This is a genomic window from Leifsonia poae, from assembly GCF_020009625.1.
GTDB lineage: Bacteria > Actinomycetota > Actinomycetes > Actinomycetales > Microbacteriaceae > Leifsonia > Leifsonia poae_A.
Genome location: NZ_JAIHLP010000002.1, coordinates 3,219,727 through 3,233,560 on the forward strand (window position 1 = coordinate 3,219,727; position 13,834 = coordinate 3,233,560).

Sequence of the window (13,834 nt, forward strand, 5' to 3'; positions counted from 1 at the left end):
GGACCTTTGTGACTACCGTCGTGCACCCCGGTGACTCGCTCTCCGGCCGGCAACGCCTCGCCTACATCCTCGTGCTCGGGGCGCTGACAGCGCTCGGGCCGTTCACGATCGACACCTACCTTCCGGCGCTGCCGACGCTGGAGAAGGAGTTTGACGTCTCCACGGCCGTCATCCAGCTCACCCTCACCGCCACGACCATCGGGTTCGGCGTCGGGCAGCTCGTGGTCGGGCCGTGGAGCGACAAGGTCGGTCGCCGGCTACCGCTCATCCTGGCGACGATCGTGCACATCCTCTCCTGCGTGGCGGCGGCGCTCGCGCCGAACGTCGAGCTGCTCGCGGTCGCGCGCGCCTTTCAGGGCATCGGCGCCGCGGCCGGCGGCGTGGTTGCCATGGCGATGGTGCGCGACCTGTTCGGTGGTCGGCCCCTGGTGCGGATGCTCAGCCGGCTCGCGCTGGTCAACGGGCTCGCCCCGGTGCTGGCGCCGGTGCTCGGTTCGCAGCTGTTGCTCGTGATGCCGTGGCGCGGGATCTTCGTCGTCCTGGCGCTCTACGGCCTGTTCGTCGTGCTCTGCGTCTCGCTCTGGATCGTGGAGACACTGCCGAAAGCGCGCCGTCAAGACGCCGGCCACTCCACGGTGCGCCAGCGCTACAAGTCGGTTCTGAGCGACCGGATCTTCGTCGGCATCGCCATCGTCGGCGCGATGAACTTCACCGGGCTCTTCTCCTATCTGTCGTCGAGCTCCTTCGTCTTCCAAGACATCTACCATTTCGACGCCCAGCAATACGGTCTTCTTTTCGCGGTCAATTCCATCGGCGTGATCATCGGTGTGCAGTCGGCCTCGCGGCTGACAAAGTACGTCGGGCCGCAGTGGATCCTCGCCGTCTCGACGATCGTGATGTTCGTGTCGGCGGTCACCATCGTCGTGCTCGACCAGGCTCACACCGGCTTGTGGGGAACGGTCATTCCGCTCTGGTTCTTCATCGCGGCCTGCGGATTCGGCTTCCCCTGCGTGCAGGTGCTCGCCCTCAATGCGCACGGGCACGAAGCGGGAACGGCGGCCTCGCTGCTCGGCGCCCTCAACTTCGGCATCGCCGGAATCATCTCGCCGATCGTCGGGATCCTCGGTGTCGGAAGCGCGGCGCCCATGGGGCTGGTGATGGCCGTGTGCGCCGCCGTGAGCATCGCCGCGCTCTGGCTGATCGTCCGTCCGCGCACGGTCCCGGCGCTCGCGCACTGACCGCCGCGCGCATCCGTTGCGGTGGATGCGCAGACGGGTTGGCTACGGTGGGCGTCATGGGTCAACCGGATGAGATCGAGCGGGCGGCGAAGACCAGCCGGCGCTGGCCGCTCATCTCCGCCTCGGTCGCCGTCGCCCTGGTGGTCGTCCTCGGTGTGGTCATCGCGTTCCGGCCGACCGAGCCGTTCGCGATCGACCTGGGCTGGATGGACGAGATCGCCGAACACCGTTCGCCCTTCTGGACGGTGCCGGCGCTGTTCTTCAACTCGGTGGGCGGGGGCATCGTGGGGTCGGTCGCGATCCCGCTGCTCATCTTCCTGGCGCTTCTGGCGTTCCGACGCCCGTGGGGCGCCACCTTCTTCGCTGTGGCGAGCCTCGTCTCGGCTCTGTGCGTACAACTCCTCAAAGTGTCGGTGGGCCGCGCACGCCCGACGGATATCCTGGTGACCTCGGACGCCGGATCGTTCCCGTCGGGGCACACCGCCAACGCGGCGACGATGGTCGTCGTACTGGCGATCCTGTTCCCCCGGGTATGGGTGTGGATCGCCGGGGCGGCATGGGCCCTGCTCATGGCAGTGAGCCGCACCTACCTGGGTGCGCACTGGCTGAGCGACACGGTCGGCGGGTTGCTGCTCGGTGCCGGTATCGCCGTGATGGTCTGGGCTCCGCTGGCCCTGCGGTTGGCGCACGAGCGGGCGCTTCCGCATCCATTCCTCCGCGCGAGGTAGGAGCGGGCGCCGCCTCTCCGTCAATTGGGGCGCGAGCCCAGTTACTGTCGTCGCAGAATTTAATGCTGACGGAGCGGCGGTCGAACGCACCCGAGGCCATAAGATGACGGGATGAGCGAGCCTGTTGCGCCGGAAGCAGCCTCCGCGGCGGCGGGCGAGACCTCACCGGCGCCCGGAAGCGCGCCCGGTAGCGTCACCCGGGTGATGCTCGAAATCCTGATCCACGGTCCGCTCTCGCGAGTTGAACTGGCACAGCGGCTGGGGCTCTCCGGGCCGAGCCTCACGCGGATCACCAAACCGCTCATCGCCTCCGGTCGCCTGTTCGAAGGAGCCCCCCAGGTGCGTGCGGCCGGCCGGCCACTGCAGCCGCTCGACCTCGACCCCTCCTCGGAGTACTTCGCGGGGGTGAAGCTCACTGGGAACGCCGTCTACAGCGTGATGGCCGATCTGCGCGGCGCCGTGCGCGCCCAGCACGAAGAGCCGCTCGCCGGGCGCGATCCGGAGACCGTCGCCGACGCCGTGGCGCGCAGCGTCCGAGCCTTCGGTTCGGCGTTCCGCCCCCTCGGCGGTGTCGGCATCAGCCTGGGCGGGAACAGCGCCGACGGTCGGTTCGTCGACGAGTCGCATTTCCTGGAATGGCGCGATGTGCCTCTGGCCGACCTCGTCGAGCAGCGCCTCGGGCTGCCTGTCGTCGTCGCGAACGACGTGAACGCCCTCACCCAGGCCCAGCGTTGGTTCGGCGGCGGGCGAGGGCTGGACACCTTCGTCGTCGTCACCATCGGCGCGGGGGTCGGGATGGGGCTCGTCGCCGGCGGTGAGCTGGTCGCCGGCGCCACCGGGGCGGTCGGCAGCATCGGGCATCAACTTCTCGCGTGGTCCGAGGCGGTGTGCTGGCGCGGGCACCACGGCTGCGCCAGTGCGCTCCTGGCGACGGATGCGGTGGAGCGCGCAGCGGCTCGCGCCTCCGGTCTCCCCGTCGGTGACGTCGTGTTCGACGATGTGCTGCGCGGTGCGGAACGCGGCGACCCCGAGCTGCGCGCAGTCGTGGACGAGGCCGGAACCGCCCTCGGCCTGCTGCTCGCGAACGTCGCGAACACCCTCGATCCGCAGAAGATCGTGCTCGCGGGCGAAGGTGCGCGTCTCGGTGTCGTCGGGGAGCATGCGATGCTCACGGCGTTCGCCGAGGGACGTGTCTGGAGAAGCGTCTCCACCCCCGTCGACGTGCAGCCGTTCGAATTCTCGGAGTGGGCGCGCGGCGCGGCCGCCATGGCCATCCGCGCCCGCATGCTTCACGACGTCCCCGCCCGGCCCGCGTCGGATTAGTCAGCCGATCCATTCGGGTATTCCGTCGAAGCGGACCGTTCGGCAGCGTGTCGCGCGAGCCCTCCGATGCTAGACCGCGGTCAGCTCGATCAGCCAGGCCTGCTCCGGGTACGACATCGGCGTCTGCAGGCCGGCCGTCGCAAGGGCGCGGCCGCTCAGCACGGTTCCCGCTGGGACGGTGCCCTTCGGAATGGCGCGGGACAGCGGCGTCACCCCGTTCGAAGCACGAGCGCTCTCGGCACCGGCCAGCCCGAACCACGGCGGAACGTGGTACCCGTGCGACGGGTCGCCGATCGGCAGCGGCCGCACGCGGTAGCGTCGGTCCGGGTCGAGACCGCGCAGGGTGAACCTACCGAGCGGCGCGGCATCGGAGCGGCCGAGGAAGGTCAGCGAGAACAGGGCGGATGAGCGGTCCTGAGCGACGACGCCGTTCACCCAGAACGTCGGGTCGACTTCGTCCATGCGAACGATGTCGCCGGTGTGCAGAAGATCGCGGCGCTCGCGGTAGAGGGCGATCCAGGCGGTCAACTGTTCGAGGTCGGCCGGGGACGCCTCGGTGAGGTTCCATTCGATCCCGAGATGCCCGAACACGGCGGTCGCGGCGCGGAAGCCGAGGTCGTGCACGCGGCGGGTGGAGTGGGAGCGGGCCGACGCGATGTGGGAGCCGAGCAGCTCGGGTGGGAGCAGCTGGTGGGTCCAGCGGTTCATCTGCTGGCGGTCGAGTGGGTCGATGTTGTCGGAGACCCAGACCCGGTCGGTGTGCTCGATCACGCCCAGGTCGACGCGGGCGCCGCCGGAGGAGCACGACTCGATCTCCAGGCCGGGGAAGCGCGTCTTGAGTTCGGCCATCAGCCGGTAGGTCGCCAGCGTCTGCGCGTGCACACCCGGTTCGCCGCGGGGCGCGGTGCCCGCGTCGACGAGGTCGCGGTTGTGGTCCCACTTGATGTATGCGATGTCGTTGGTGGAAAGGATGTTGCACATCCGGTCGCGCACATACTCGTACGCCTCCGGGATGCCGAGGTTCAGTACCTGCTGATGACGTGACGGCACCGGGATGCGCCCGCCGGTCTGCATCACCCACTCCGGATGCGCCCGCGCGAGGTCTGAGTCGAGGTTCACCATCTCGGGCTCGAACCACAGACCGAATTGCATGCCGAGCCCGCGCACCCGCTCGATCAGGGGCGTGAGGCCGCCCGGCCACACCTCTTCGTCCACATACCAATCGCCCAGACCGGCACGGTCGTTGCGCCGGTGCCGGAACCAGCCGTCGTCGAGGACGAACCGTTCGACTCCCACCTCGGCGGCACGGTCGGCGAGGGCAAGCAGCCGGTCGAGGCTGTGGTCGAAGTAGATCGCTTCCCACACATTCAGTGTCACCGGTCGCGGGGTGCGGGGATGCTGCGGCCGGGCACGCAGGTGCCGGTGCAGGCGCCGGGCCTGGTCGTCGAGACCGTCGCCGTACACGCCGTAGACCCAGGGCGAGCGGTAGCGCTCGCCACGCGCGAGGACGATTTCGCCCGGAAGGAGCAGTTCCCCGCCGCCGATGACCTGTTCGCCGCTGGAGAGCCGTTCCGCATAGTGCCGGTGGTTGCCGCTGAAGCCGACGTGAACGCCCCACACCTCGCCGCCGGCGAAGCCGAATCCGGGTTCGCCGACGCTGAGAAGCGTGGCCGCATCGGGTCCGGTTCGGCCACGTCGACCTTCGCGCAGGTGGATGCCCACCCCGAGTTCGCGGCGCTGCGGTGTGCGCTCCTTTCCCCAGCGCCCGGCGAAGTCCAGGATCTCGCGGCCCCGGGCGGGCACGGGGAAGGCGGGCGCCAGATCGTCCAAGCGGTAGGTGTCGCCGCGGTTCTGCAGTTCAACGGAGATCCGCAGCACTCCGGCGGGGGAGAGCTCGAGGTGGATCGTCACGGCGAGCTCGGCTTCCGGGTCGAATGCGGTGACCCGGATGCGGCCGCCTCCGTCGATCGTGCTGAGTCGCGCATCCGGTTCGCCGGAGGTATCGGTGACGGTTCCGCTGTCGGCGTGCAGCCACAGTTCGGTGGTTCGGAACCGGGGCGCCCAGGCGCGTCCGTCGCGACTGCCGCTGAGCCCGGGGCGACCTGTCCAACCGGTGTGCGATTCGGGCAGAACGGCCAGCCGGATGGGCTCGTCGGCCGTGTTGTTGGCCCAGGCGCGGGTGTCGCCCACGGCCAGGGCGACGGCGTCGCCGGCCGTGAAGTCGCCGAGGTCGGCGCCCCAGTGCACGATGGCGGGGAGCAGGGATCCGCGCAGGTCGAGCAGCGCACCGACCCCGGCAGAGCGCAGGTATACGAACCGATCGGCGGCGCGCGTCCCGTCCTCCGTGACGCTGACGACGTTTGCGGGTTCAGGGTATTCAGCGGGCATCGGTGCTCCTGATCGACTTAGTTTCTTGACAGAAGTATTGCACGCCCTGGCTGTCGTCGGCGGGGAGCGATAGCGTGTCCGGCATGAGAATCCTCCTGGTCGGCGCTGGCGGAGTGGGCGACGCCATCGCCAAGATCGCTGCACGACGCTCGTTCTACGAAACCATCGTGGTGAGCGACTACGACCTCAGCCGCGCCGAACGCACGATCGCCTGGATCGAGGCTCGCCACGGCGCCGATGTCGCCGGACGGTTCACCGCCGCGGCGATCGACGCCTCCGACCCGGATGCGGTCGCGGCCGTCGCCCGTCAGCACGGCGTCACCCATGTGATGAACGCCGTGGAGCCGAAGTTCGTCCCCACGATCTTCGCGGGAGCCCTGGCGGCCGGCGCCGACTACCTCGATATGGCGATGAGCCTCTCGGAGCCGCACCCGACCGACCCGTACGCGAAGACCGGGGTCAAATTGGGTGACGACCAGTTCGCCCAGCGCGGCGACTGGGAGACCGCCGGCCGGCTCGCGCTCGTCGGCATGGGGGTCGAGCCCGGGCTCAGTGATGTGTTCGCCCGTTACGCGGCCGACAAGCTGTTCTCGCAGATCGACGAGCTCGGCACCCGTGACGGCGCCAACCTCGTCGTGCGCGACTCCGACGGAAACGAGATCTTCGCGCCGTCGTTCAGCATCTGGACGACCATCGAGGAATGCCTCAACCCGCCGGTCGTGTTCGAGAAGGACGCGGGCTGGTTCACCACCCCGCCGTTCAGCGAGCCCGAGACCTTCGACTTCCCCGACGGCATCGGCCCCGTCGAATGCGTGAACGTCGAACACGAGGAAGTGCTGCTCATGCCGCGCTGGATCGATGCGAAACGGGTCACGTTCAAATACGGTCTCGGCGAAGAGTTCATCGGCATCCTGCGCACCCTGCATCAGCTGGGTCTCGATTCCACGACACCGGTGCGCGTTCGTAGCCAGGACGGGCCGGTCGAGGTCGCGCCCCGGGATGTGGTGGCCGCTGCTCTGCCGGACCCCGCGACCATCGGCCCTCGGATGACGGGCAAGACCTGCGCCGGAGTCTGGGTGACCGGTCAGGGTCTGGACGGTGCGCCGCGCGAGGTCTACCTCTACCATGTGAGCGACAACGAGTGGACGATGCGTGAGTACGAGGCCCAGTGCGTCGTGTGGCAGACCGCGCTCAACCCGGTGATCGCGCTCGAACTCCTCGCCACTGGCGTATGGAGCGGCACCGGTGTGCTCGGCCCGGAAGCGTTCGACGCCGAACCGTATCTCACCCTGATGGCCCTCCCCGTCGACGAGGGCGGCTACGGCCAGTCGTGGGGTCTCCGCGAATCCTGACGGGGATCCGGATGCATTGTTCGAAATGAACAATGACAGATTGTGACATATTACGCAGCAACCCGTATGTTCACTGAAACGAGAACGGCTGAGGGCGGCTTCGAGGGGGAGCCCGATTCGAAAGCCCGGCCGGGTGGGCAGCGGGAGGTCGCGTGAAGCTTCGTGTTTCGGTGGTCGAGTTCACCGACGATGTCAGCACGCGGCTTCGCGATGTCGTGCTGACCGTCGACGCGACATCGACCATCGGAGAGGTCGCGCGCGCCCTCGTGCGCGGAGGTGCGGGGCACCCGCGACTTCTGCCATTCGCCGTCCGGCGCCAGGCACCGCTGACCGTGCGGGTGACCTATCCCGACGGCACGGTTCTCATTCTCGACGCCGGCGATACCGTTGCCGGTTCGGGGCTGGTCGCGGGCACGGAGGTCGAGCCGGTGTTCGAGGCGTTTCCGGGCCCAGGCGATCGGGCACGATCGCCGATCGCCACGCTCACCGTGCTGAGCGGAGAGCAGGAGGGGGTGCAGTTCCTCGCCGTCGGTGCCGAGACCACGGTCGGGCGCGGCCGAGGCAACCGGATCGAACTGCAGGATTCCGGAGTGTCCCGTCGGCACGCGGTGCTTCGACGCGTCGGCAATCTGGTGGAGATCGAGGATCTTGGGTCGGCGAACGGTACGGCCGCCATCGATGAGGCCGGGAACCGGGTGGAGAACACTGGTTCGCCGATCCGTGTCGGGGCACGGGCTCTGGTCGAAATCGGCACCGTTCTGATCCAGGTCGACGTCGGTCCGCCTCCTGTGCCCGATCCTGAGGTCGCGGGGAGCGTTTTGCATCTGCAATCGCCGCGGGTCGACCCTGTGTTCGCGCCCGAACCGATCGAACTACCCGTCCCGCCAGAGCCTCCGGAACCCACCCGATTCCCCCTCATCGCCATGGTGGCGCCCCTGATGATGGGGGCCGTGCTCTTCGCCACGACGAAGTCGCTGCTGAGCCTCCTCTTCGTCGGCCTCTCGCCGCTGATCATGCTCGGCTCCTGGTTCGACACCAGGCTCACGCGACGGAAGACGACACGGGCGAAGCAGCGCGTGTTCGACGAAAGCCTCACAGCGGTGGAAAACGAATTGGCCGCGAACCTCCGCCGCGAGCAGACGGCTCGGGATGCCGAAACGCCGACTGCTGTCGAGCTCGCGGCGTACCCGGGGGCCGGCGATCTGAGGCTCTGGTCACGCCGGCCCGAGCATCGCGCGTTCCTGGAGCTTCGCCTCGGCACAGCTACCCTGCCAAGCCGCCGGGCGATCCGCCTTCCGCCGCGGGGGACGATCCCCGCCGACCGATGGCAGGACCTCTCCCGGTTGCATGATCGCTTCTCGGCGATCCCCGATGTGCCTCTTCTGGAGCGCCTGGACCGCAGCGGTTCGCTCGGTATCGCGGGACCGGAGTTCTGGGCGTCGTCAGTGACCCGCGCGCTGCTCGTGCAGCTTCTCGCCCTGCACTCGCCGGCCGACCTCGTCTTCACCGCGTTCGCCAATCCGGAGCAGTCCGAGGACGAGTGGTCGTGGTTGAAGTGGCTGCCGCATGTCGACTCGGTCTACAGCCCGATCGCGGCACCGCATCTTGCCGCCGATGGACGCAGCGCGAGCATCCTCCTTGCTGCCCTCGAGGGTCTGATCACCGCACGCGCGGCCACCGCGGGTGCGGGGTCGGTGCGGTCGCGGATGGCAGGTGACGCAGCGAATGCGGAGGAACGTCTTGCGCCGGCGGAGGCGAGACACCCCGGCCCGGCCGTGATCGTGCTCGTGCTCGCGGATCCGGTCACCGACCGCAGTCGTCTGGTCGGCCTCGCCGAAGCCGGTGCCGATGTCGGGGTGCATGTGCTCTGGGTCGCCTCCGGAATGAAGGGGATACCGGCCGCGTGCCGAACAGTGGTCGAAGCGCACGCCGACGACTGGCGCGTGCACTTCGTTCGCCAGGGCGAGGTCGTGCCCCTCACCGCGGTGAATGACATCGGACGGACAGCCGCGAGCACGTTCGCCCGCGAGCTCGCGCCGATCATCGACGTCGGCGCCCGCGCACTGGATGAGAGCGATCTGCCGAGCAGTGTCGGCCTCGCACAGGTCGTTCCCGGTGACGTCCTCGGCTCCGGCGACTCCATCGTGAAGAACTGGCGGCGCACCGACAGCCTGCTCTCCGGGTGGACGGTGGGAACGGAACGAGAATCCGGGGGGCTGGCGGCGATCGTCGGCCAGGGCAGTGGCGGTCCGGTCGAGATCGATCTGCGCACGCACGGTCCGCACGCCCTGGTCGGCGGAACGACCGGGGCCGGCAAATCCGAGTTCCTTCAATCGTGGATGCTTTCGCTCGCGTCGAACCATGCTCCCGATCGCCTCACCTTTCTCCTGGTCGACTACAAGGGCGGCGCGGCCTTCGCCGACTGCGTCGATCTTCCACACACCGTCGGCCTCGTCACCGACCTCGACACCCATCTCGTAAGACGGGCGCTGACGTCGTTGCGGGCCGAACTCCGCTACCGCGAGGAGCTGCTCGCCGAGAAGAGCGCGAAAGATCTGGCCGCCCTCGAACGACGTGCCGACCTCGACGCGCCGCCGTCGCTGGTGATCGTGATCGACGAATTCGCCGCGCTGGTGAAGGAGATTCCCGAGTTCGTCGACGGTGTGATCGACGTCGCCCAGCGTGGCCGATCGCTCGGACTCCACCTGGTGATGGCAACGCAACGGCCCGCCGGAGTGATCACAGACAACCTTCGTGCGAACACCAATCTGCGTGTCGCGCTGCGAATGGCCGACCTCGCCGACAGCACCGATGTGATCGGTGTCGCCGATGCGGCAGAGTTCTCTCCGGCGATTCCCGGCCGGGCCGCAGTGAAGGTCGGAGCAGGTCGGCTCACCCACCTGCAGACCGGCTATCTCGGCGGGCGCTCCGACTCCGAACACCGGGAGTCTGTGGAGATCCGAGATCTCGGGTTCGGCGAACAGACCCCGTGGATTCTCCACCCTGAGATTCAGCCCATCCCGACTCGCGTTCGGAAAGGTCCGCGCGACATCGAGGTTCTCACAGCGAACATCCGCCGCGCAGCGACGACAGCGGGCACACGACGACCTCGAAGACCGTGGGTCGATCCGTTGCCCGAAGTGTTGCCGCTCTCATCGGAGCTGCTCGCCGGCACAACAGCCTCCTCGGCGTCGGCCCGCTCGAATGGCACCATCGTCGGGCTGATCGATGAACCCCACCGGCAGCGGCAATCGCCCTATAGAGTCGCCTTGTCCGAGGTCGGGAACGTCGCGATCCATGGTGCCGCCGGCACCGGCAAGACCACGGCGCTCATCACACTGGCGGTCGCCGCGATCGCTGCTGAACCGAACACCCGCATCTACGGCGTCGACAGCAGTGGTGGACGTTTGGGTGCCCTGACGATCCTCCCGAACACCGGTGACATCGTGCCCGGCGACGATCGCGACCGCATCGTTCGTCTCCTCGGACTCGTGAAGCGCGTGATCTCCGAACGATCGGTGACCGGCGCGACCGAACCCCCTGTCCTCCTTCTCGTGGACGGCCTGGCCTCCTTCCGCGACACCTACGAGCACCGCGGAGGCGGGTCCGATCCATTCGGCGATCTCGTGGAGATCGCCGCCGGCGGACGCACGGTCGGCGTGCATCTTCTCCTGACGGCGGAGCGCTCCAACGCGATGCCCACCTCGCTCGCATCGAGCGTGCCGGAACGTCTCGCCTTCCGCCTCACAGCAGAGACCGACTACCAGACCCTCCGCGTCTCGGTCGATGTGCTGGGCAGGGCCGGTCCTGGTCGTGCTGTGAGGATCGGGACCGAGGAGGAAGTCCAGTTGGCGCTTCCGGGTGTCGGCGCCGAGGCGGCCGACACCGACCTCGCGCTCGAGGAGCTTGCGGAGGCACAACGCCGGCGACGGGTCGCCGCCCCGGTCGCCGTCCCGGCCGTTCCACAAGCGATCCCACGATCTGCCATTGCACACACGCCAGGCGCACCGGAGCCGTTCGCCATCGACACGGTCCACATGGCGCCGGTGGCGGCCCCATCCCGAGGCCTGCTTCTGGTGACTGGGCCGGCCGGCTCCGGGCGAACCACCGCGATCCGATCGATCCTCGAATCCCTTCGTATGCGGAGCGAGGCCGAATCGTCTCCGATCGATGCGGTCCTGATCGCACCTCATCGATCCGCCCTTCGCGACGTGCGCCTCTGGAGCGACGTCGCCGACGCCACCGTTGCGCGCGACGAGACGATCTCCAGCCTCATCCGCGCGCTCGGTGGCAGAGCGGGGCCGACGGCTGTGCTCCCGCCGATGCCTCTCATCGGAACCGCGCCGGCCGCCGAGGGAGAGCAACCCGCTCCAGAGTCCGGGAGCTTCCCGTCGCCGGGCGCGCGGGGGATCGTCGTGATCGAAGACATCGGCGGATTCGAGGGAACCGGTGCTGAGCACAACCTCGCCATTCTGCTGAAACTTCTGCGGCGCAGCGACCTCACCACCATCGTCGAAGCAGAGAACGCCACCCTCGGAACCGTCTGGGAACTCGCGACCCCGCTCCGCGGTGCACGATGGGCACTAGCGCTTCAACCCGATGCCAACGACACCCCGACTGTCTTCACCACCCCGTTCACGCACGCCCGACGTGCCGAATATCCTCCCGGGCGTGGGTTCCTGGTAGAGAACGGAAACCTCCGAGGTGTGCACATCGGCCTGCCCGATTCTGCCGGTTCCGATCGGTCGCCCGGAAACGGCCGGGAAGGCGAACCCGGACGAGCGCACCCCGAGCCCTATCGGAGGGTCGGCGGCGTGGATAGAGTGAGCGCATGAGCGACGTCGACGCCCTTGCGAAAGCCCAGGCCGAGGCGGCAGCAGCCGCCGAAAGCGCCGCCAGACTGCAGGCCGAGGCCGCCGAGGCGCTGAAACGGGCGCAGGATGCGGCGGCCGCGGCACAAGCGCAGGCGGAGGCCGCCCAGGAGGCTGTCGCGGCGGCGCAGGCCCAAGCCGACGCGCAGGCCCAAGCCGACGCGCAGGCCCAAGCCGACGCGCCGGCTCCGCAGCCTCCAGTGGCCGAAGTGCCTCCGGCCGACCCCGGCCCGGCCGCTCCGGCCGCCCCGGCGCCGGCCGCCCCCGCCACCCCGGGTGCGCCCCTCAGCGCCGACCAGGTCGCCGTGATCCGGGACGGCTACGCGTTCGCCGGCGCCGCGCTCGAGATGGGGGCGCTCGTGAACGGCGACGCTCAGCCCGATGTGCCCATCCGCATCCCGTTGGCGATGACGAACCGGCACGGACTCGTGGCCGGTGCCACCGGAACGGGCAAGACCAAGACGTTGCAGGTGCTCGCCGAACAGCTGGCCGCGCAGGGCGTTCCGGTGTTCGCTGCCGACATCAAGGGAGACCTCTCCGGCATCGCGACCCCGGGGGAGTCGAACGAGAAGCTCCTGGAACGCACGAAGGGGATCGGCCAGGACTGGTCGCCGCACGCTGCGGTCACCGAGTATTTCTCGCTCGGGGGTGTCGGCAAGGGCATCCCGATCCGGGCCACGGTCGCCGGGTTCGGCCCCCTGCTGCTGTCGAAAGTGCTCGGGCTCAACAACACCCAGGAGTCGAGTCTCGGTCTGGTGTTCCACTATGCAGACAAGGCCGGGCTGCCCCTGCTCGACCTGAGCGACCTGCGGGCCGTTCTCACCCATCTGAACAGTGCTGACGGCAAGGCCGAGCTCACCGACCTGGGCGGCCTGTCCAGTGCGACAGTGGGTGTCATCCTGCGCGAGCTGATCACATTCGCCGATCAGGGGGCCGACACGTTTTTCGGCGAACCCGAGATCGACACGAGCGAGTTCCTGAAGCTCGCCCCCGACGGCACCGGCGTAGTCAGTCTGCTGGAGGTGCCCGGCGTGCAGGACAAGCCGGCCCTGTTCTCGACCTTCTTGATGTGGTTGCTCGCCGATCTGTTCAACGACCTGCCCGAGGTGGGCGACCTCGACAAGCCGAAGCTCGTGTTCTTCTTCGACGAGGCTCACCTGCTGTTCAAGGACGCGTCGAAGGATTTCCTCGCCTCGATCACCCAGACCGTGCGCCTCATCCGGTCGAAGGGTGTCGGCATCTTCTTCGTGACCCAGACCCCGAAAGACGTGCCCTCGGATGTGCTCGCCCAGCTGGGATCGCGGGTGCAGCACCAGCTGCGCGCGTTCACGCCCGACGATGCCAAGGCGTTGAAAGCCACCGTCTCCACCTATCCCAAGTCGGGTTACGATCTGGCCGAGGTGCTGCAGTCCCTCGGCACCGGCGAGGCGATCGTCACGGTGATGAACGAGAAGGGTGCACCGAGCCCGGTGGCCTGGACCCGGTTGCGCGCGCCGCAGGGGTCGATGTCGCCGACGCCGGACGCTCAGATCGACGCGACCGTCGCGGCGTCGCCGCTGCTCGCCAAATACGGCACCGCCATCGACCGCGACTCGGCCCGTGAGATGCTCGGTCGCAAGCTGGATGCCGCTGCGGCCGCTGCCGAGGAGCAGGAGCGGGTGCTCGAGCAGGCGAAGGCCGCGGTCGACGCGCAGAAGGAGGCCGAGAAGGCCGCCGCGGCTCAGGCGAAGGCGCAGAAGGCGGCGGACGCCGAGTACAACCGTCTGCTCAAGGCGACCGGCCCGACGACCGGGGCCAGGCGCACCACGTCGAAGCCTCAGCCGAATCTGCTGGACCAGGTGCTCGGATCCAAAGCCACCTCATCGATCCTCACCGGCGTCGTGGAGGGCATCTTCGGCACCCGCCGCCGCCGCTGACGCCGCTCCCGCAGCTTT

Annotated in this window: 7 protein-coding genes; 6 read left to right on the forward strand and 1 reads right to left on the reverse strand. The window is 68.7% G+C overall.

Translation table 11 applies throughout. From position 1 onward, the window contains the following. Nucleotides 1–8 precede the first annotated feature (8 nt). From K5L49_RS16155 to K5L49_RS16165, 3 genes are all read left to right on the forward strand, one after another. A complete protein-coding gene (locus K5L49_RS16155; RefSeq protein WP_223694319.1) occupies nt 9–1,238 on the forward strand; it encodes a multidrug effflux MFS transporter in 1,230 nt (409 codons plus the stop codon). A gap of 56 nt (nt 1,239–1,294) precedes the next feature. Further along, nucleotides 1,295–1,966: a phosphatase PAP2 family protein gene (locus K5L49_RS16160; RefSeq protein WP_223694321.1), complete on the forward strand. Its 672-nt coding sequence runs from the start codon at nt 1,295–1,297 to the stop codon at nt 1,964–1,966. A 111-nt stretch (nt 1,967–2,077) separates the two neighbouring features. Further along, nucleotides 2,078–3,289, forward strand: a complete 1,212-nt coding sequence (locus K5L49_RS16165; RefSeq protein ID WP_223694323.1) for an ROK family transcriptional regulator — start codon at nt 2,078–2,080, stop codon at nt 3,287–3,289. Between the two features lie 69 nt (nt 3,290–3,358). On the opposite strand, the gene K5L49_RS16170 is transcribed toward K5L49_RS16165, so the two are convergent. Continuing rightward, nucleotides 3,359–5,677, reverse strand: coding sequence for an alpha-galactosidase (locus K5L49_RS16170; RefSeq protein WP_223694324.1), 2,319 nt, complete (start codon nt 5,675–5,677; stop codon nt 3,359–3,361). Between the two features lie 83 nt (nt 5,678–5,760). On the opposite strand from K5L49_RS16170, the gene K5L49_RS16175 reads away from it, so the two are divergent. The 3 genes from K5L49_RS16175 to K5L49_RS16185 all read left to right on the forward strand — a co-directional run bounded on the left by K5L49_RS16175 (nt 5,761) and on the right by K5L49_RS16185 (nt 13,816). After that, nucleotides 5,761–7,029: a saccharopine dehydrogenase family protein gene (locus K5L49_RS16175; RefSeq protein WP_223694326.1), complete on the forward strand. Its 1,269-nt coding sequence runs from the start codon at nt 5,761–5,763 to the stop codon at nt 7,027–7,029. 152 nt (nt 7,030–7,181) lie between these two features. After that, the gene (locus tag K5L49_RS16180) at nt 7,182–11,864 is read left to right on the forward strand and encodes an FtsK/SpoIIIE domain-containing protein (protein WP_223694328.1); all 4,683 of its coding nucleotides are present in this window, start codon (nt 7,182–7,184) and stop codon (nt 11,862–11,864) included. Beyond that, the gene (locus tag K5L49_RS16185) at nt 11,861–13,816 is read left to right on the forward strand and encodes a helicase HerA-like domain-containing protein (protein WP_223694330.1); all 1,956 of its coding nucleotides are present in this window, start codon (nt 11,861–11,863) and stop codon (nt 13,814–13,816) included. Before K5L49_RS16180 ends, K5L49_RS16185 begins: the two co-directional genes overlap by 4 nt. Nucleotides 13,817–13,834: the final 18 nt, after the last annotated feature.

Bases quoted from the DNA above. Each gene is read 5' to 3' on its own strand.
- K5L49_RS16165 (WP_223694323.1), top strand. From the start codon at position 2,078: ATGAGCGAGCCTGTTGCGCCGGAAGCAGCCTCCGCGGCGGCGGGCGAG.
- K5L49_RS16175 (WP_223694326.1), top strand. From the start codon at position 5,761: ATGAGAATCCTCCTGGTCGGCGCTGGCGGAGTGGGCGACGCCATCGCC.
- K5L49_RS16170 (WP_223694324.1), bottom strand. From the start codon at position 5,677: ATGCCCGCTGAATACCCTGAACCCGCAAACGTCGTCAGCGTCACGGAG.
- K5L49_RS16160 (WP_223694321.1), top strand. From the start codon at position 1,295: ATGGGTCAACCGGATGAGATCGAGCGGGCGGCGAAGACCAGCCGGCGC.
- K5L49_RS16185 (WP_223694330.1), top strand. From the start codon at position 11,861: ATGAGCGACGTCGACGCCCTTGCGAAAGCCCAGGCCGAGGCGGCAGCA.